Raw genomic sequence first — 17,594 nt, 5'->3', positions numbered from 1 at the left:
CTTCTGTTATTTAGAGTCTAATCCCAGTAATGGGAGACATTGTTTGGTGGGTAGTTTGACTGGGGTGGTCGCCTCCTAAAAGGTAACGGAGGCTCGCAAAGGTACCCTCAGTACGGTTGGTAATCGTACGCAGAGCGCATTAGTATAAGGGTGCTTGACTGTGAGGCAAACAAGCCGAGCAGGTGCGAAAGCAGGCTAAAGTGATCCGGTGGTTCTGTATGGAAGGGCCATCGCTCAAAGGATAAAAGGTACTCCGGGGATAACAGGCTGATCTCACCCAAGAGCTCATATCGACGGTGAGGTTTGGCACCTCGATGTCGGTTCGTCACATCCTGGGGCTGGAGAAGGTCCCAAGGGTTCGGCTGTTCGCCGATTAAAGTGGCACGTGAACTGGGTTCAGAACGTCGCAAGACAGTTCGGTCCCTATCTGTTGTGATCGTTAGTAAATTGAGAGGACATGACCTTAGTACGAGAGGACCGGGTCGTACATACCGCTGGTGTATCTGTTGTGCCGCCAGGTGCAGTGCAGAGTAGCTATGTATGGATAGGATAAACGCTGAAAGCATCTAAGCGTGAAACCTGCTTCAAGATGAGTTTACTTTTAAGGGCCGTCGGAGACTACGACGTTGATAGGTTACAGGTGTAAGGGTGGTAACATCGCAGCCGAGTAATACTAATTGCCCGTAAGCTTTAATTTTTTAAATATTACGCAAAAGAGTCTTAGAATACAACTTTCCCGATATGTTATCTTATTAGTTTGCTGTAAAGCAAAAAAGATCTTATGGTGGTTATGCCGAGGGTGTTCACCTCTTCCCATTCCGAACAGAGAAGTTAAGCCCCTCATGGCCGATGGTACTGCAATATCATGCGGGAGAGTAGGTAGCTGCCATACTTATTAAGAGAAGCCTTGGTGTACAAACACCGAGGCTTCTTTATTTAAATTCTATCCAGACAGAAAAGCTGTTATAGGTTATCTCTTTAAGAGACTCAAATACGATTCACAGTTCGTTCAGAACTTCATCATATAATTGCCTGCTCAAACAGGCTAAAGATCTTATGGTGGTTATGCCGAGGGTGTTCACCTCTTCCCATTCCGAACAGAGAAGTTAAGCCCCTCATGGCCGATGGTACTGCAATATCATGCGGGAGAGTAGGTAGCTGCCATACTTATTAAAAGAAAGCCTTAGTGTTTCAAACACTAAGGCTTTCTCTTTTATATCACTTCCTGGAATCACTTATCTATTCGTACGATTATACCACTTCGCCAGATTTATCGCAACACCCATATTAAAATTCACCGGCTGGAAATACTCATTGAAATTATGGTCGTCGGTATCGTCGTAAAAACTATTACTGTTTATCGGTGTTGAAAACTGTAACTGTGCCTGAAACTTTACGTATTTATAACCCACCCGCACTGTGAATGCCGGCTCATAGAACACCACGGATTTGTCGTGGATACGCATAAATTTCGTCTGCTCCTGTTCATTATTTTCAAATGCCTTTACGCCAATATTACTGTCGTAAAAGTTTATCAGGGAAAAGCGACTGCTGAACGCTGCTTCCACCACACGATGGGAAAGCCCGAAGCTTGGTTGTATAAATATTTTGCTGAAACGGTTTTTTATGACATAGTCGTTCAGGTTAATGTTACCAGTACCATCATTATCGGATTTGTAGTTGCCAGTCAATGTTTTGAAATTGCCGCTGCCATAACCCGCATATACATCAAAAACTGCTTTTTTACTGACGCCAATAGGCTTGAAGAAGCCAACTGCCCCTTCTATCAATCCTCCGCGGGTATTGTTATCCCGGAATAAGCCATCTTCATCGTAACTATTGGTCGGATCGGCATAATTAAATCCCCACAGGTACTGGCCATTGGCCATGATGGCTATATTATCAGTAATTGCAAAAGCGGTCTGCAGATTGGTAGGTGTAACGCTGCCTTTGAATTCATACTTCTCTTTCAACAACGGCACATTTACCTGGTTAGGCACATAAATACGCTTGTTACAAGAGGATACGGCAACTGCGGCAGTACATAATAATGCTACATAAATGGAAGATTTCATAAAAGTTGTAGGTTATCAGTTTTAGTATTAAATTATATTCCGGTAGATTCCCGCTTGATTAACTCCACCGGGAATACGTAATTTTTTGTCACTTTCACTGTCTCTTCGTGGTTGATCAGCTGAACGATTGTTTCCACTGCTTTCTGCCCCATATTATACCCCGATTGTTCAATGGTAGTTAAAGAAGGAGAAATAATACGGGAAGACAGATCATTGGAATATCCCACTACTTTGATTTGCCCGGGAACCGCAATATTCCTGTTCCTCGCTTCACGGATAAAAGCCACCGCTGAACTGTCATTGGCTGCAAACATACCATCGGGCATTTTCTGTGCATCAAACAATTGTTGTGCAGCAATAGTCGCCGAGTCCATCGTCAGATCATGGATATAAACCAGCTCTTCGTCGAAAGGAATATTATATTGTGCCAATGCCTCTTTGTATCCTGAAAGCCTTTGCTGGTAAAGGTTACAGGTGAGCACTCCGGAGAAGTGGGCAATACGTTTGCAACCTTGTTTGATCAGGTGTTCGGTGGCCAGGAAACCGCCTCTGAAATCATCTCCGGTAATAGTGTAGCCCTGAAAATCGGTAGGCACACGGTCATAAAATACCAGTGGAATATTGTTCTTGATAAACGGACTGAAATGATCAAAATTGGTGGTGAACATGGAAGCAACTGCCAGTAATCCATCTACACGAAGAGAATAAAAAGTATGTACTAATTCCTTCTCCATCGCCACGGTTTCATCCGACTGGCCAATTACAATGCTGAATCCATATTTATGTGCCTCATGCTGAATACCGCTGATAGCCGTACTCTGAAAGTACATGGAAGTTCGGGGTACGATAAGGCCGAGAATGTTCGACCGTTTCTTGCGCAAACTGGAAGCAATCCAGTTAGGTACGTAGCCCATCTCTGTAGCTGCGGCTTGTACTTTTTCACGTGTTTCCAGGTTAATGAGCGGATTGTTTTGCAATGCACGTGAAACAGTAGATGCCGACAGATTCAGCTTATGCGCGATATCGTATATCGTGATTTTGTTAGTCCGATCTTTCACTTTTGAGGCTTCTAAGTTAATAATGCAGCGATATTAAGCATTTTCCGCAATAATTTATAGGCTTTTGAACATCTATAAAACGAAGGCACCCTTCCTGGAGTTACCGGGAAGGGTGCAGATATTTTCGTGTATGCGCATTCGTTATTTCGGATCCAGTGCCTTATTGATACGGGCAATCAGCTCCTGGAGATGATTGCGGGTCATGCTGTCGCCACTGCCTGCAGCAGCACGCAGCTCTGTTCTCAGGGCGGTCAGCTGGGCACGGCCAATGCCTGCAGCATCTGATCTGGCAGCACTCGGAGGTGCATAACCACCCATCATTGGGTTGGCGGGGGCAGCTGGGGCTACCAGGTCAGAAAGGTTATCCACATAGTCGCGTTGCAGGTTTCTGCGGTATACGTCTATCGGTTGATGTGTATAAAGTTCTGAGAAGATGGATTTTTTCAGATCGTTCAGCATATCAACAGGTGAATAAGCCTTTGCCCCCAGTGCAGCTTCACCGGCAATCAGTTTATTGATGGTATTGGTACTCATCAGCCTGTCCAGCACCGGTGTTTGGCGGGAATTAATCAGGGAAACGCCATCGCTGCCTATGCGGCTCAGTAAATCCTGGTTAATCAGCCACTTCGGAGTGGTAAACAGTTGCTTGTTCAGGAACTGTATCGCTTCTTTCTGGGTTGCTTCAGGTACATATTCGTACACGCCACCGGCTTGTTCTACCGTTTTCGGTGTTTCGTAGATCCCGCCTACGTTTTTAGCCACATGACCCATGTAACGGCTAAACTGACCGGCTACTTCTTTATACAATTCAGACAGGTTTGCATAACCTTCGTTATCTACCTTTGTCCAGCTAAGGAGGTTAGGCATAATATACTGGAGGTTTTTTATGCCGTATGTACTGGCAATCATGGCATTGTCGCCCAGGTCTTCATTTTGGGATCTTGGATCATCCGGGTTCATTTCTGTACCGAACCAGAATTTCTTATCCTTCAGCTTTTCTACCGTCATTTTATTCAGGATAGGCGTTTCTGCTTCAGGTGATTTGGCCTGTGGAAGCAGTTTATAGCCCCATTCGATTGCCCATTTATCGTAGTAGTTAATGCGGGGATAGAGATCAGCTCCGGTGATGCCGTCGCCTGGTTGCGCTATGTAGTTAAAACGGGCGTAGTCCATGATAGACGCCGCATGGCCGTTCTTTTTTACCCATTCCTTATCACGCAGTTTCTCAACCGGGTAAGTGGAGCTGGAGCCGAAGTTATGGCGTAAACCGAGTGTATGGCCCACTTCGTGGGAAGATACAAAGCGGATCAGTTCACCCATCAGTTCATCGCTGAACTGCATGTTACGGGCGCGGGGATCGTTGGGAGACGCCTGTACAAAATACCAGTTACGCAGCAAATGCATCACGTTGTGGTACCAGTTGATATGGCTTTCGATAATTTCACCCGAGCGGGGATCGTGTACGTGAGGACCGCTCGCATTAGGCACATCTGAAGGTTTGTAAACGATAGCAGAGAATCTGGCATCTTCAATAGACCAGGTGGAATCTTCCTGGGGAGTAGGCGCCATTTTCGCAATAATAGCGTTTTTAAAGCCCGCCTGTTCGAAGGCAGACTGCCAGTCGTTCACACCCATGATCAGGTATTTACGCCATTTTACGGGCGTTGCAGGGTCAATATAAAACACGATGGGTTTAACTGGTTCCACCAGTTCGCCGCGTTTATATTTCTCCATGTCTTCAGGTTTTGGTTCCAGGCGCCAGCGGGTGATCATCTGGAGTCTTTTCACGCCTTGCGGATCCGCATCGAAGTCGGTTACGCTGGTGGTGAAGTAGCCTACGCGGGGATCAAAATAGCGTGGTTGCATGGGCACTGCGGGAAGCAATACCATAGAGCTGTTTAACTCCACGGTAGCATTGCCACCCGGAGATGGGGGCATACCTGGTCCACCCGGTCCGCCGGATTTGCTGTATGTTTTTACGGTTTTGATTTCGGTATTCATCGGATAGGATTTCACATCAGAGATGTAAGATTTATCAGGTTGAACACCACCGATTTTGAGCATGTTTTTAATCTGGCCGTCGAAGAACAGGATCTCGTTATCCCCGCTGATGTATTCTGTGAGGTCGATAACTGTACCTTTCCCGTTTTTAGATGCCGCCTTTACATCAAATGCTGCAACAATGGGTTGCAGGTTGGAGTTGCTCACAGAGGTGAACATAGGTTGGGTAGAATCTTTTGAAACGTCGGCGTAGGAGATATTTTTAAGGAAGATGCGATTGTTGGGGCCTTTTTCAAAGCGGATCACATTTTCGCCGATGATATCGCCACTGAAGCCCATCATCATAGCGCGGAGACCTGCAGCTGATTTTGAGATCCTGTTTACCACCAGTACATCTCTTCCGAGCAGGGAATCAGGGATTTCAAAAAAGAAGCGGTCATCCAGTTTATAGATGTTAAACAGGCCTGAATCAGCCTGGGCTTTATCAGTAATTACTTCGGCAAAGGGTTTGGGTCCTGGTTTTGGTCCCGGCTTGATCATCGGAGGTTTCCCGGTAGAATCTTTAGCAGGAGCAGGAGTAGTTGGGGTGGCGTTACGCGATTGTTTTTTCCGCTGTGCGCTGGCAGGTTGATAAACTGTAGTACCCAGGCAAAGTGCGCCTGCCATGGCTATTATCAGTTTGTGATGAATTGGTTTGATCATTACGATTTAATAAATTGGTTTTTGATTAGTTGTTATGTTTTTTTAAAAACCTTTGCAAGTAAGTATTTTAAGTATTAACTTATCAGGAAAATCCATAAGCGCAGTAATGACTGTAGGAATGGAAAAAAAGAAGCAAAATTGAATGGTAGGCGTTGAAACAATAGTTGCGGTGGCAACTTTTTTTATGTAAGTATTTATTGTTATAGCAAATAATAATTTCATATGGCAGAGATAACAGGGGAGAAGTTGATTGTCGCTGCGGCATTGAATTTCAAGTTATGGAACGGGCAAATATGGATGTTGTATTGCTAAATGCTATTAGCGTGGCCTGAAAGTGGTCACTGGCGCGGAAATAAATAAGTTGGCAGAATTGTGAGATTTCTGTTGGAACATTTGAATTTTTTCTTAAATTGTGCGTCCAACTTTGAAAAAAATCAAACGATTTCAAGAATTGGGACAGTAACAATCAGTTGTGAGAACTGCAATATTGGTTTATTCGCTTATGTAAGTGTTTGCTCTAAAAAAATGAGTGGTCTAAAAGCCCTGTGATGGGGCTTTTACGTGTGAAGGTTAATTTTTGTGGGTTTTTTTGGGCTGCACTTGTTTTTTTGGACCAACCGTATAACTTTGCGAATCACTGATTAAAACAGTAAATTGGGTGCTGAGGGGCATTCTAAAGGGACAGAAACTTCTAACAAACAATAGTTTAATTTTTAACACTAAAATTTCAATCAACATGGCTGAGACTAAAACAACTGTGACTGCAGCTACAGCTAAGGCTTCTTCTCATCAACCTAAAAAGTCATCCAACCTGTTCGCGACGTTGGCTGTGCCTATCTGCTTAGTGATAGGATTCCTGTTTTTCTTTTTTGTATTAGGTAATCCAGCCAATTTCCAGGGTAATAATCCCGATGGACATCCTATAGATTCAGGTATCGGTAAATGGTTTGGTACTGTTTACAAAGGAGGATTGGTAGTACCGGTATTGATTTCCGTATTACTGGTGTGTCTGACTTTCGTGATCGAGCGCTTCCTGTACCTGTCAAAAGCAAAAGGTAAATTCAGCGGTTCTGAGCTGGTACGTAAAGTACAGTATCACCTGGCTAACAAAAATGTAGACGCAGCACTGGCTGAGTGTGACAAACAGAAAGGCTCTGTAGGAAATGTACTGAAAGCTGGTCTGAAAAAGTACAAAGAAATGGTTACCAATGCTGATCTGGATACAGAACAGAAGATCCTGACCATCAAAAATGAAATTGAAGAAACCACTGCACTGGAACTGCCAATGATGGAAAAGAACCTGGTGTTCCTGTCCACCATTGCGTCTGTAGCAACCCTGTTGGGTCTGTTCGGTACAGTATTGGGTATGATCAAGGCGTTCTCTGCAATGTCTTCTGGTGGTGCTCCGGATTCTGCACAGCTGGCGTTAGGTATCTCTGAGGCGTTGATCAACACCGCACTGGGTATCGGTACATCCGCTATTGCGATCGTAATGTACAACTACTTTACTACCAATATTGATAGCATCACTTACGCTATTGACGAATCTGGCTTTACTTTAACTCAGAGCTTCGCAGCAAACCACAAATAATCTGAGATTATTTTGTGGAATTTGAGCGGTTTTGAATCTATTTAAAGTAAACCATAAAACAGAGTAAAGATGCCTAAAGTTAAAATGCCAAGGAAAAGCACGGCCATTGACATGACAGCAATGTGTGATGTGGCTTTCCTGCTGTTAACTTTCTTTATGCTGGCGACTAAGTTTAAACCGGATGAACCGGTAACAGTAGTTACCCCATCCTCTATAAACACCACCCTTTTACCTGATTCCGATGTGTTGTTATTCACAGTGGATAAGGATGGCAGAGTGTTTTTCAGCATGGATGGTCAGCCCAAAAGAAAGAAGCTGATAGAAGATCTGAACACGCAGTACAAACTGGGCCTGGATGATAAAGAAATTAAAAGCTTTGTAACCGGAGCCAGTGTAGGAGCACCTATCAAAGACCTGAAACAATACCTCTCCCTCTCTGAGGACGAACGTAAAAAATCAGGACTGGACAAGGGAATTCCTACAGATTCTGCTAATAATGAGTTAGGTGCCTGGATCGAATATGGTGTTGCAGCACAAGGCGGAAGCATTGCGAAGCTGAAGTACTGTATCAAAGCAGACAACCAGACTCCTTATCCAAAGATCAAGGAAATCCTGGATACCTTCAAAAAGAAGCATATTCAGAAGCTGAACCTGGTTACTAACCTGGAAGAAGCACCTAAAGGTACTGCTGCCTGGGAAGAGGCAAATGCACCTAAGAAGTAAACGGCAGTAATTACTTCCTGACCTGGAAGGCTGTTGATTTAAGAACTAAAAAAAATTGGCTACTATGGCAGAAATGGATACCAGTAGTAGTGGCGGTGGCAAGAAACACGGTGGGACGAAATCCAAGAAACAATCTACCCGTGTAGATATGACACCGATGGTAGACTTAGGTTTTCTCCTGATTACCTTCTTCATGCTTACCACTACCATGTCCAAGCCCAAAACAATGGACTTGATCATGCCAAAGGATACCGAAAATGAGAAGGACCAGAACAAAGTAAAAGAAAGTACGGCCCTGACCATTTTACTCGGAAAAGATAATCGTGTTTACTATTACGAAGGTTTGGCACAAGACCCGAATGCCTCTGCTAATCCTGACTTCTTCAAGGCAACATCATTTGCCAATACCGGAGGAATCAGAGATGAGATTATCAGAAAGAGGGATGAGGTTGCCAAACTGAGAAATGCAAAAGGTGAACCAGAAGATGTTGTGGTGATTATTAAAGCTGATGATCAGGCTAATTACAAGAATTTCGTAGATATTCTTGATGAAATGGCCATCAACAGGATTCAACGTTATGCAACCGTAGATATCAGTGACCAGGATAAAAAATGGATACAGTCTACAGAAACAGCTAACGGTGTACCTAGCAGCACTCCTGCAACTCCGCCGGCTAAATAACTAATTATTTTTTTGCATCCATCATAAAACAACAACAATGGATTCTGCTAAAGTCTTAAAGTCCGATTTTCTTGATATCCTGTTTGACGGCAGGAACAAGGATTATGGGGCGTACGATTTGCGGAGACAGTATAATAAGCGTGTGCGGAATGCCATTTTGGGAACCGCGTCATTGTTTGTAATATTCTTTGCAACGTACATGATATCACAGTGGGTTAAAGCTTCTGAGGGTGAAAACACGAAGAAGCCGGTGATACAGGAAATTAAGATGGAGGATGTGAAGTTACCGGATGATCCGAAAACGCCACCTCCGCCACCTCCACCGCCTGCGCCGCCACCACCGGTAAAACCGTCAGTACAGTTCACTCCTCCTGTTATTAAGAAGGATAATGAAGTACCACCGGATGAGGAACCTCCGAAACATGAGGATATTAAGGATAAAGCCATCAGTACTAAAACTGTAGACGGTGATCCAAACGGAGTTGATCCGGGATTACTGGAAGATAGTAAAGGTACCGGTGTAGTAGGCCCGCCTCCTGCTCCTGCAAAAGAAGAAATCTTCACTTTCGTAGAGCAACCTCCAACCTTCCCGGGTGGAGAAGAAGCACTGGCCAAATACCTGAGCAAAAATATCCGTTACCCACGCGTTGCGCAGGAAAATGGTATCTCCGGTACAGTATTCGTTCAGTTCGTAGTAGATTCTGAAGGAAACATTAAAGATGTAAAAACAGTAGGCGCCGCAAAAGGTGGTGGCCTGGAAGAAGAAGCTGTGCGTGTGGTGAAAACCATGCCTAAGTGGAAAGCTGGTAAGCAAAATGGCCGCCAGGTTTCTGTACAGTTCAACCTCCCTATCCGCTTTACTTTGCAGGAGTAGTACTGTATCAATATAATTTTCAAAGGTCCCGTTTCAACATAGTTGGAACGGGACCTTTGATTTTCAGGAATTGGTGATAGCCACGATTGTCCGTAAATTTGTGCCCTTTGGGAATATTCATAAACTAAACATGGTATGCTGGGTAAATTAACAGGATTTGATGATACGATTGTAGCGGTAGCAACAGCCCCGGGCCTCGGCGCTATTGCAGTGATACGGCTGAGCGGCCCCGATACCTATGCGATCTGTAACGGACTATTCCCTGGTAAGGATCTCCTGCAACAAGCCAGTCATACCCTGCATTTTGGTAACATCGTTTCCAATGGTCATATCATCGACGAGGTAGTGGTGAGCCTGTATAAAGGCCCCCGCTCTTATACCGGCGAAGATGTGATTGAGATATCCTGTCATGGTTCTCCCTATATCCAACAACAAATTATTGATGCCACCATTAAAGCAGGTGCACGGCTGGCGAAGCCAGGTGAATTTACCCAGCGGGCATTCCTGAACGGTAAACTGGATCTTACCCAGGCCGAATCTGTGGCCGATCTGATAGCCAGCAATTCTGCCGCTTCCCATCAAACCGCCATGCAACAAATGCGTGGAGGCTTCTCAAAGGAATTACATGCTCTGCGTGAGCAATTAATTACCTTTTCTGCCCTGATCGAACTTGAACTGGACTTCAGCCAGGAAGATGTGGAATTTGCCGATCGTAGCGGCTTATATACCCTTGTTACTAATGCCACCGGAGTAGTGAAGCACCTCATCGATTCCTTCCGGATGGGAAATGTTATCAAAAATGGTGTGAATACCGCCATAGTAGGTAAACCCAATGCCGGCAAATCAACATTACTGAATACGCTTCTCAATGAGAACCGCGCCATCGTCAGCGATATTGCCGGCACTACCCGCGATACCATCGAGGAAATACTCAACATTGATGGCATCCTCTTCCGCCTTATAGATACTGCCGGTATCCGCGAAAGCCTGGATACCATTGAAAGCATTGGTGTGCGGAAAACAATGGAGAAAATACGCGAGGCCGGTGTAGTCGTTTATCTCTTTGATGTGAATGAACTCTCTGAAACGGATATACGTAATCAGATTACTGCTTTTGAATCACAAAACGTTAACTATCTCCTGGTAGGAAACAAAACAGATATCACCGGTGAAGCAGCCATCCGCGCCAAATTCACCGGTATACCTGAAATACTTTTTATCTCAGCAAAGAATCATGCACACATCCAGGAGCTGAAAGATGCACTGGTACATAAGGTACTGGCAGGCGATGTCAACACAGAAGATACCATCATCACCAATGCCCGCCATCACGCCGCGCTGCAGGAAGTGCTGAAATCATTACAAGATGTAAAACAGGGAATGGACGACGGTCTGCCGGGAGACTTGCTGGCACTGGATATCCGGCTCTGTTTGCATTATCTGGGAGAGATAACGGGTGAGGTGACAAATGAGGATAGGCTGGATTATATTTTTAGTAAGTTTTGTATCGGGAAGTAAGCCCTTTCTTTTATTTACATCTACTTTTCTTTATTTACCTAACGTAATGCTTATCAGTGTTGCATATTGACAGGATGCCTGATTTTTCCTTTGTTTTATTTTGTTGTTGAACATTAAACCTCTAAATTAGTAATAAGATACGGAGGTACAAATGTACATGGGGAAATAGGGAAATAATGGCAGTAATTGACAGTATAAGGCAGTAATAGACAGTTTAGTTCATCCCCAGACAGTAGCCTCCCAATAGTTCCAATTTCAACTTCTAAAAAATGAGTAGTCATTTAAGGATAAAGAAGATTTGTGAGCATTGCGGAGAAGTGTTCATCGCCCAAAAGACAGTAACCAAATTCTGTTCGCTTACCTGCGCCCGCCGCAATTATAAACTACGTGAGAAGAAAGAACGTGTACAGAAAGTAGAGTCGGAAACAAACACTCAACTTCTTTCTAAATCCAGGTTGGTTGGTCCCCCAACCTCAAAGCCATTGGGCGACCTGATAGATATTAAGGCGCTATCTTCTCTTACCAGCATCAGCGAACGTACTTTATTCCGGTTGATAAAAGATGATGATTTTCCCAAGCTGAAAGTAGGGCGTAGTCTTCTTTTTCACCGGCAAACCGTGATAGATTATTTAACCACCAAATACGGGAATATATGAGAGGAGCGCTGAGAAATAAGAAGCTGAAGAGTGGGAAGCTCAGTCTTTATATAGATTATTACCCGCCTGTATGGAATCCGCAAGCGAAACAATACACCCGGCGGGAGTTCCTGAATCTACATCTACATGCTAATCCTGTTACTCCCTTAGAGAAACAGGAAAACAAATTGTATAACGAGATTGCCGAAAAGATTTATCTCAAACGGATGAAAGCCCTGATGCTGGACGCTAACGGCTTGTATAATAAAGACGCCCTGGATGCCGATTTCTATGTGTATGCGTTGAACTTTATTCGTGGGAAACAGCGAGAAGGAGTTGATACCACCCATCATGAAACGGCAATTAAATACCTGAAACGCTGGATGGGAGAGCATTTTAAGTTCAGGAACATTGATGAAATATTCTTGAAAAAGTTCAAAGAGTACCTGTTAACTACCAATTCTCTAAAGTCCTCAAAAGCGAAGCTGGCCCAGAATTCGGCTGCTTCTTATTATGATAAATTTATTCTCATTATTCAGAGTGCTTTCCTGGATAAGTATCTACCCGAAGACTATACTTTGCGTGTGCCACGTATCAGTAATGTAGATACCTTCCGGCAGATCATTGATGATGAAGGGTTACGGTTGTTACTGGAGAATCCTATTGATGATGATACTGTTTTCCGGTCTTCCATTTTTGCTTTGCTGAGTGGCTTTCGGTTTAGTGCTATCAAGATTCTGAAATGGAGTGATCTGCACTTCTCCGAAGCATTGAACACCTGGTACGTGTATATCATAGACCCCAAGCCGGAACGGTCTTTCAAGCATTATATCAGTCAGCAAGCGATTGATATATTAGGAGAGAAGCAGGAAGGGGATAAGCTAATATTTCCGGATCTGAACTATTCCCGTACCCGGACAAGGTTGCAGGAATGGTTTGCCAGCGTTGGCTTAAAGGACAAAGCTAAGTTCCACAACTGGCGGCATAAATACGCCACTGACCTGATTGAGAAAGGAGAAGATATTTATGTTGTCAGCAAAATGCTGAATCATAAACATGTGAAGACTACACAGATTTATGCAAAGGTGCCGGATACAAATAGGGCCAAAGCAGCCAGCAAGGCTATTAATAAACATTTAAATTAACCCCTTATGAGTTTATCGCCTATTGAGCAGAGATTGAATCGGATGGAGAGCGATATCCAACAGATCAAAGGTATGTTGTCTGAATTGCTGGACTTATCTAAAGGAGCTTTTCAGTCGCATGCTCACGAGAATATTATGTCGGCTAAGGAGGTGGCGGATCTGCTCCGGCTGGATGTGAATGTTATTTATGACCTGGACTTTTCAATTGATGGGGATTTCGACAGTGAATTAGAAGATTGTAAGAATAGAATAGAAAACGTCCTTAAGCAGACTTTCTTAGAGCACGGATATATTCTTTTCGATTATAATTTTATGAATAAGCCTAAAAAAGCGAGACAAGAAGTATCTGACTTTTGGGGTGGATATAAAATCGAGTTTAAGCTTATTCCTCAAAATTTATATGATAAGTTTAACGGAGATATAGAGCAGTTCCGAAAATTAGCACTCCCATTACAAACCAATAATTCACCAAAGTTTGAAATTGAAATTAGTAAATACGAATACGTAGAGCATAAAATGCAAATAGAATTAGATGGTTATGTGGTTTATGTATACACCCCAGAAATGATTGTTTTCGAGAAGGTTAGAGCAATTTGCCAACAATTGCCCGAGTATGCAGAAATAATACCATCACATTCGCCAAGACCGAGAGCGCGAGACTTTTATGATATACATCTTATTATGAGTGACCACAAAATAGATCCTCATAGTAATGAAAACAAGGAATTAATTAAAAACATATTCGAAGCCAAAAGAGTTCCTCTTAATTTTATTAAATTGATTAGAAATTATAAAGTAATTCATAATGATGATTGGAAAAGCGTGGAGGCTACAGTCTCTGCAAAGGTGACACTTGAACCCTTTGACTATTATTTTGATTTTGTATTACAAAGCTTTGAAACTATTACATTCCCTTAGGATAAAAGATTCTCCATTCTTTTGAATATTGCTTTTCTTCAATTTGATAGGTCAAGTAAAAATCAATCTCCATGTTTTTTTTTCTTAATAGATCAAGTTGTTTACCGGAATAACCAGCTCTTTCAAGAAGAAAACCTATAGATTGGTGATATGGGTAAATGAAATTTATTTGACTTAACGTCGCAGCTAGTTTATTAATTGAGACTTTGTCTAAAGCGTTGCGATAAGTATCTAAAACAGAAAAAATTCCTCCAGCATAATTAGGACGTACAGTTATATCAATCAAGGTTCTTTCTAAATTTGTCACAGCTATACCATAATCATCAATTATTAGATTTTGTACACCTGCTCTATTTGAATACATCCCATTTAATAGGATTAAAGAATAATCACCAATTTTTGTAGTATGATTAGATATCCGTTGGGGCTGGGAGAAAGCATGATCTATCGCATTTTGTAGTAACTGAGTTTTGCCTATTGGCTGCTTCTTACTCTGCTCATGCGTGACATAGATAGTTTTGGGGACTTGAGTAGTAAGATTATTTAAGAATACGGCAGAATAATGAGATATGTACGATTTGCTTCTTAATGACAAAGCGATCTCATATGGAGAGGCGTCTTTGAATAGGTACCTTTCAGTTTTCACCAAAGTATCAGGAAAGATTAATTCTATTTTCTTTAATATTTCTCTTTCAATAAGTTGATCGGCAAATTTTTCGACATTTGTATTAATGCTTAGTTTCCAAATACCTCTCTGCTCCTCCAATATTTTGGATAATTCTAGAATTGAATAAACCCTTTGCCGTTGAGTAGAAAAATATGTGAGAATTTGTTTCTGTGCAGATACGAATTTAGGATATCTGGGCATAGTTTATAGTTTAATGCGCCCTATACTGAAAGTATATATACTTTCAGTATCGAAGATACTTGATTTTTTCCAAAAAAACAAACCGTTGATAATCTAGGACATTTTAAGCATTATTAATGCTGATTCGAGCGAATCTTCGTTTATGTACAACGATAAAGAGTATATATACTCTTTATCAAAGTTAAATATATTATTTTACATTTCCAAATTCATTAGGATATCTAAGAGAATTAGCGGATCAAGCGGAAGTTAAAATATGGGAGAATTAGCAAAAGAAGGCTAGAGTACGAAGTATATATACTTCGTACTCATCGAAGGTACAGCTTTTTGGTGACATATAAATGCGACTTTTTCAGTATCTTCTATCTTTTGTTATAGAGAAATAGTATATGCTTTAATTATAATATTTAAAAATGGTAAACTTAGAAGATGTTAAAGATGTGCCTTTTAAAATAAGAGTAGCAGAAACTACTGTTTTCATACGAGAACTACCATATAACGACCAAGCTAAAAAATCTCCCCGTTGGGCAATTGATTTTGACAAGTTAGCAAATCATGCGCTATTGACCTCCCCCCAATAAATCGGGCCATTGAAAAGTAGAGAAATCGGGCAATAATTCATAATTTAAACATGAAAAATTGCTCATGAAAAAAACAAAATTTACCGAAAGCCAGATTGTGTTTGCGCTTAAGCAGGCGGACAGTGGTGTAAAGGTCCAAGAAGTATGCCGGCAAATGGGTGTCAGCGAAGCTACTTTTTACAACTGGAAGAAAAAGTATGGAGGACTTGGAATGAGTGAGCTAAGGCAACTGAAGCAACTTCAGGACGAAAATGCGAAGCTGAAGCAGATTGTCGCAGATTTAAGCCTGGACAAACAGATGTTGCAGGATGTGCTAAAAAAAAATCTTTGAAAACCCGTCAACTACGGCAGTTGGTAACCCATTTAACTGCCGACTACCAGGTATCCCTTCGAAGAGCCTGCCGCGTAGTTTGCATGCCCTGGTCCAATTGGCATTACCGTTCGCGCCGCCGAGAAGATCGGCACCTTCGCCAACGAATGCGCGAGATTTCAGAGGCGAGGGTCAGATATGGGATGTGGCGGATTTACATACTGTTACGCAGAGAGGGGTTTAAGGACAATCATAAAAGGATTCATAGGATCTACAAAGAAGAAGGGCTTAACCTACGCAGCAAAAGACCACGAAGGAATAAATCAGCGGCACACCGTCTGGAAAGACCCAATATCACTAATTTACACCAATGTTGGAGCATGGATTTCGTAGCCGATGCTCTCTTCGACGGACGTAAATTCAGGTCGTTAACTATAGTCGATAATTTTAGTCGCTACTGCCATGCGATCCGGGTCGGGAAATCCATCAAGGGGATAGATGTAGTGGAGGCTCTGGAAACTCTTAAGCGGGAGAATGGCACCGTCCCAAAACGGATACAAGTCGATAATGGAAGTGAATTTATCTCGAAGGATTTTGATCGATGGGCATATGAAAACAAGGTTGTGCTGGACTATTCTAGACCAGGTAAACCTACAGACAACCCATTCATAGAATCCTTCAACGGTTCATTCAGGGATGAGTGCTTAAACGTAAACTGGTTCTTATCCTTGGATGATGCCTATGAGAAAATTAGCAACTGGGTACAAGAGTATAATACCTTTAGACCACATAGCTCATTAAACGAGCTAACACCTGCTCAGTTTGTAGCCAATTGCAAACAGAACGAATATTGAGATGGTAGAAATAAAAATAAATCCTGATGATAAAAAGACGTCTTTTGCGGCAGTAGAATATAAACCAACGGCATCAGAAAAGACATCTTTTTCCCATCAGTTTTGTATCTTTAGATAGCCCGGCTTTCTCTATCTCACACTGACCCGACAAATGGGGGGACCTCAGAGGTGTTAAGAGTGGTTATTTATTTGAGCTATATTTCTTGAGAAAGTTGCGCTTTGAGATAATCTTTGCATATCCATTCCCATTTTCATATAATGTTTTTATATAGAGTAAAAAGCCATTGTTTAAATCAATAAATATAGGGTTAGTCGCTACTGTCCAGCATTTGCGTAAGTGGAGCCATCTGAAGTTAGTGCTATAAGTTTTGTTTTCATAAAGATTAAATAGAAACTTTTCATCTAAAGATAAATTTTTGAAGATATTAAGAATGTCGGACGGGATTTCAGTTCTACCTCCATAGAATGACTTTTTCCAAATTTCGTTATCTCGATCAATCTTGTATAAGCTAAATTTGTGTTTTAGCAGAGCCTTTTTTACATCATCTCCTAATGAAATTGGAACAAGTGCTTTGATGGTATTGTCAGAATGATCCATGATCACTTTTTTGAACCATACGTCCGTCGAAGCATTAAAAGGATATTCTTTTAAGTTTAAATTGTGTTTAAACTCTTTGGAATTAATGACCCAAAGCATCTTTTTGCCATAAAAATATTCTCGCTCGTGAATTTCATTTGCTTGGATAGGAGAATTTTGAATCTCAATGACTATATTTTCTTTATTGAGTATATCGGCTCGATGAGATTCGTTATTTTGTTTTATGAAAACTTCAGTTTCGGCAGATGAAAAATGCCCCTGCCATTCTAAGTGCCAATCTGTTATTGGTTCATAATTCCAATCATCGCATTCTTTCAAATCCATATGTGCCCAGTGCCAAATATTTAATTGACCGCATTTTGCAATTAACGGTAATCGGCAATTAGGGCAAATAGCACGTCCATTTGGACGTACTTTTATTTTTTCATTCTTATCATTTATGGCGTATTGCATACCGTTAG

The 17,594-nt window shown here is 42.0% G+C and carries 14 protein-coding genes and 3 rRNA genes (1 of these 17 running past the window's edge); 12 read left to right on the top strand and 5 right to left on the bottom strand.

What is annotated here, in order from left to right; translation table 11 throughout:
- The 3 genes from QFZ51_RS31510 to rrf (QFZ51_RS31500) form a co-directional block, all read left to right on the top strand.
- Positions 1–697, top strand: a 23S ribosomal RNA gene (locus QFZ51_RS31510) (it extends 2,191 nt beyond the left edge of the window).
- Between the two features lie 83 nt (positions 698–780).
- Positions 781–892, top strand: a 5S ribosomal RNA gene (gene rrf / locus QFZ51_RS31505).
- 163 nt (positions 893–1,055) lie between these two features.
- Positions 1,056–1,167, top strand: a 5S ribosomal RNA gene (rrf, locus tag QFZ51_RS31500).
- A 68-nt stretch (positions 1,168–1,235) separates the two neighbouring features.
- On the opposite strand, the gene QFZ51_RS31495 is transcribed toward rrf (QFZ51_RS31500), so the two are convergent.
- The 3 genes from QFZ51_RS31495 to QFZ51_RS31485 form a co-directional block, all read right to left on the bottom strand.
- Entirely contained in the window at positions 1,236–2,075 is an 840-nt protein-coding gene (locus QFZ51_RS31495; protein ID WP_429051555.1) for a hypothetical protein, read from the bottom strand.
- 32 nt (positions 2,076–2,107) lie between these two features.
- Complete coding sequence (locus QFZ51_RS31490; RefSeq protein ID WP_370912647.1) at positions 2,108–3,133, bottom strand: LacI family DNA-binding transcriptional regulator; 1,026 nt, start codon at positions 3,131–3,133, stop codon at positions 2,108–2,110.
- Between the two features lie 141 nt (positions 3,134–3,274).
- Positions 3,275–5,836 carry a zinc-dependent metalloprotease gene (locus QFZ51_RS31485; RefSeq protein WP_370912646.1) on the bottom strand — a complete coding sequence of 854 codons (2,562 nt, stop codon included), beginning with the start codon at positions 5,834–5,836 and terminating at the stop codon, positions 3,275–3,277.
- A gap of 736 nt (positions 5,837–6,572) precedes the next feature.
- Between QFZ51_RS31485 and QFZ51_RS31480 the strand changes: the two genes are divergently transcribed.
- The 8 genes from QFZ51_RS31480 (at position 6,573) to QFZ51_RS31445 (ending at position 13,922) form a co-directional block, all read left to right on the top strand.
- On the top strand, positions 6,573–7,427 hold the full coding sequence (locus QFZ51_RS31480; protein WP_336389237.1) for a MotA/TolQ/ExbB proton channel family protein: 855 nt from the start codon (positions 6,573–6,575) through the stop codon (positions 7,425–7,427).
- 69 nt (positions 7,428–7,496) lie between these two features.
- Entirely contained in the window at positions 7,497–8,150 is a 654-nt protein-coding gene (locus QFZ51_RS31475) for an ExbD/TolR family protein (protein WP_079470956.1), read from the top strand.
- A gap of 64 nt (positions 8,151–8,214) precedes the next feature.
- Positions 8,215–8,832 (top strand): ExbD/TolR family protein, encoded by a 618-nt coding sequence (locus QFZ51_RS31470; RefSeq protein WP_429051552.1) that lies wholly within the window; start codon positions 8,215–8,217, stop codon positions 8,830–8,832.
- A gap of 37 nt (positions 8,833–8,869) precedes the next feature.
- Positions 8,870–9,706 carry an energy transducer TonB gene (locus QFZ51_RS31465; protein ID WP_079470954.1) on the top strand — a complete coding sequence of 279 codons (837 nt, stop codon included), beginning with the start codon at positions 8,870–8,872 and terminating at the stop codon, positions 9,704–9,706.
- Between the two features lie 135 nt (positions 9,707–9,841).
- Positions 9,842–11,224 carry a tRNA uridine-5-carboxymethylaminomethyl(34) synthesis GTPase MnmE gene (gene mnmE, locus QFZ51_RS31460; protein ID WP_429051551.1) on the top strand — a complete coding sequence of 461 codons (1,383 nt, stop codon included), beginning with the start codon at positions 9,842–9,844 and terminating at the stop codon, positions 11,222–11,224.
- A 269-nt stretch (positions 11,225–11,493) separates the two neighbouring features.
- The gene (locus tag QFZ51_RS31455) at positions 11,494–11,880 is read left to right on the top strand and encodes a helix-turn-helix transcriptional regulator (protein WP_429051549.1); all 387 of its coding nucleotides are present in this window, start codon (positions 11,494–11,496) and stop codon (positions 11,878–11,880) included.
- The gene (locus QFZ51_RS31450; RefSeq protein WP_429051547.1) at positions 11,877–13,004 is read left to right on the top strand and encodes a tyrosine-type recombinase/integrase; all 1,128 of its coding nucleotides are present in this window, start codon (positions 11,877–11,879) and stop codon (positions 13,002–13,004) included. The genes QFZ51_RS31455 and QFZ51_RS31450 overlap by 4 nt, the downstream gene beginning before the upstream one ends.
- Positions 13,005–13,010: 6 nt before the next feature.
- On the top strand, positions 13,011–13,922 hold the full coding sequence (locus QFZ51_RS31445; protein ID WP_429051545.1) for a nucleotidyl transferase AbiEii/AbiGii toxin family protein: 912 nt from the start codon (positions 13,011–13,013) through the stop codon (positions 13,920–13,922).
- On the opposite strand, the gene QFZ51_RS31440 is transcribed toward QFZ51_RS31445, so the two are convergent.
- Positions 13,909–14,790, bottom strand: a complete 882-nt coding sequence (locus tag QFZ51_RS31440) for a type IV toxin-antitoxin system AbiEi family antitoxin domain-containing protein (protein ID WP_429051543.1) — start codon at positions 14,788–14,790, stop codon at positions 13,909–13,911. The two genes, QFZ51_RS31445 and QFZ51_RS31440, sit on opposite strands and share 14 nt — an antisense overlap.
- 645 nt (positions 14,791–15,435) lie before the next feature.
- On the opposite strand from QFZ51_RS31440, the gene QFZ51_RS31435 reads away from it, so the two are divergent.
- Positions 15,436–16,535, top strand: a protein-coding gene (locus QFZ51_RS31435) for an IS3 family transposase (RefSeq protein WP_394349268.1) whose coding sequence is annotated in 2 segments (ribosomal slippage) — positions 15,436–15,691 and positions 15,691–16,535 — 1,101 coding nt in all. Because the reading frame shifts where the segments join, the coding sequence is not laid out codon by codon here.
- A 181-nt stretch (positions 16,536–16,716) separates the two neighbouring features.
- Here QFZ51_RS31435 and QFZ51_RS31430 read toward each other — a convergent pair.
- On the bottom strand, positions 16,717–17,586 hold the full coding sequence (locus QFZ51_RS31430) for a competence protein CoiA (protein ID WP_429051541.1): 870 nt from the start codon (positions 17,584–17,586) through the stop codon (positions 16,717–16,719).
- Between the last annotated feature and the right edge of the window lie 8 nt (positions 17,587–17,594).

It is taken from the genome of Chitinophaga sp. W3I9 (genome assembly GCF_050434025.1).
GTDB lineage: Bacteria > Bacteroidota > Bacteroidia > Chitinophagales > Chitinophagaceae > Chitinophaga.
The sequence above is the reverse complement of the archived record's forward strand: the minus strand, read 5'-3'. Positions and strand labels throughout refer to the sequence as shown.

Coding starts and splice junctions, on each gene's coding strand:
- QFZ51_RS31495 (WP_429051555.1), bottom strand. CDS start 2,075: ATGAAATCTTCCATTTATGTAGCATTATTATGTACTGCCGCAGTTGCC.
- QFZ51_RS31485 (WP_370912646.1), bottom strand. CDS start 5,836: ATGATCAAACCAATTCATCACAAACTGATAATAGCCATGGCAGGCGCA.
- QFZ51_RS31480 (WP_336389237.1), top strand. CDS start 6,573: ATGGCTGAGACTAAAACAACTGTGACTGCAGCTACAGCTAAGGCTTCT.
- QFZ51_RS31475 (WP_079470956.1), top strand. CDS start 7,497: ATGCCTAAAGTTAAAATGCCAAGGAAAAGCACGGCCATTGACATGACA.
- QFZ51_RS31470 (WP_429051552.1), top strand. CDS start 8,215: ATGGCAGAAATGGATACCAGTAGTAGTGGCGGTGGCAAGAAACACGGT.
- QFZ51_RS31465 (WP_079470954.1), top strand. CDS start 8,870: ATGGATTCTGCTAAAGTCTTAAAGTCCGATTTTCTTGATATCCTGTTT.
- mnmE (WP_429051551.1), top strand. CDS start 9,842: ATGCTGGGTAAATTAACAGGATTTGATGATACGATTGTAGCGGTAGCA.
- QFZ51_RS31455 (WP_429051549.1), top strand. CDS start 11,494: ATGAGTAGTCATTTAAGGATAAAGAAGATTTGTGAGCATTGCGGAGAA.
- QFZ51_RS31450 (WP_429051547.1), top strand. CDS start 11,877: ATGAGAGGAGCGCTGAGAAATAAGAAGCTGAAGAGTGGGAAGCTCAGT.
- QFZ51_RS31445 (WP_429051545.1), top strand. CDS start 13,011: ATGAGTTTATCGCCTATTGAGCAGAGATTGAATCGGATGGAGAGCGAT.
- QFZ51_RS31440 (WP_429051543.1), bottom strand. CDS start 14,790: ATGCCCAGATATCCTAAATTCGTATCTGCACAGAAACAAATTCTCACA.
- QFZ51_RS31430 (WP_429051541.1), bottom strand. CDS start 17,586: ATGCAATACGCCATAAATGATAAGAATGAAAAAATAAAAGTACGTCCA.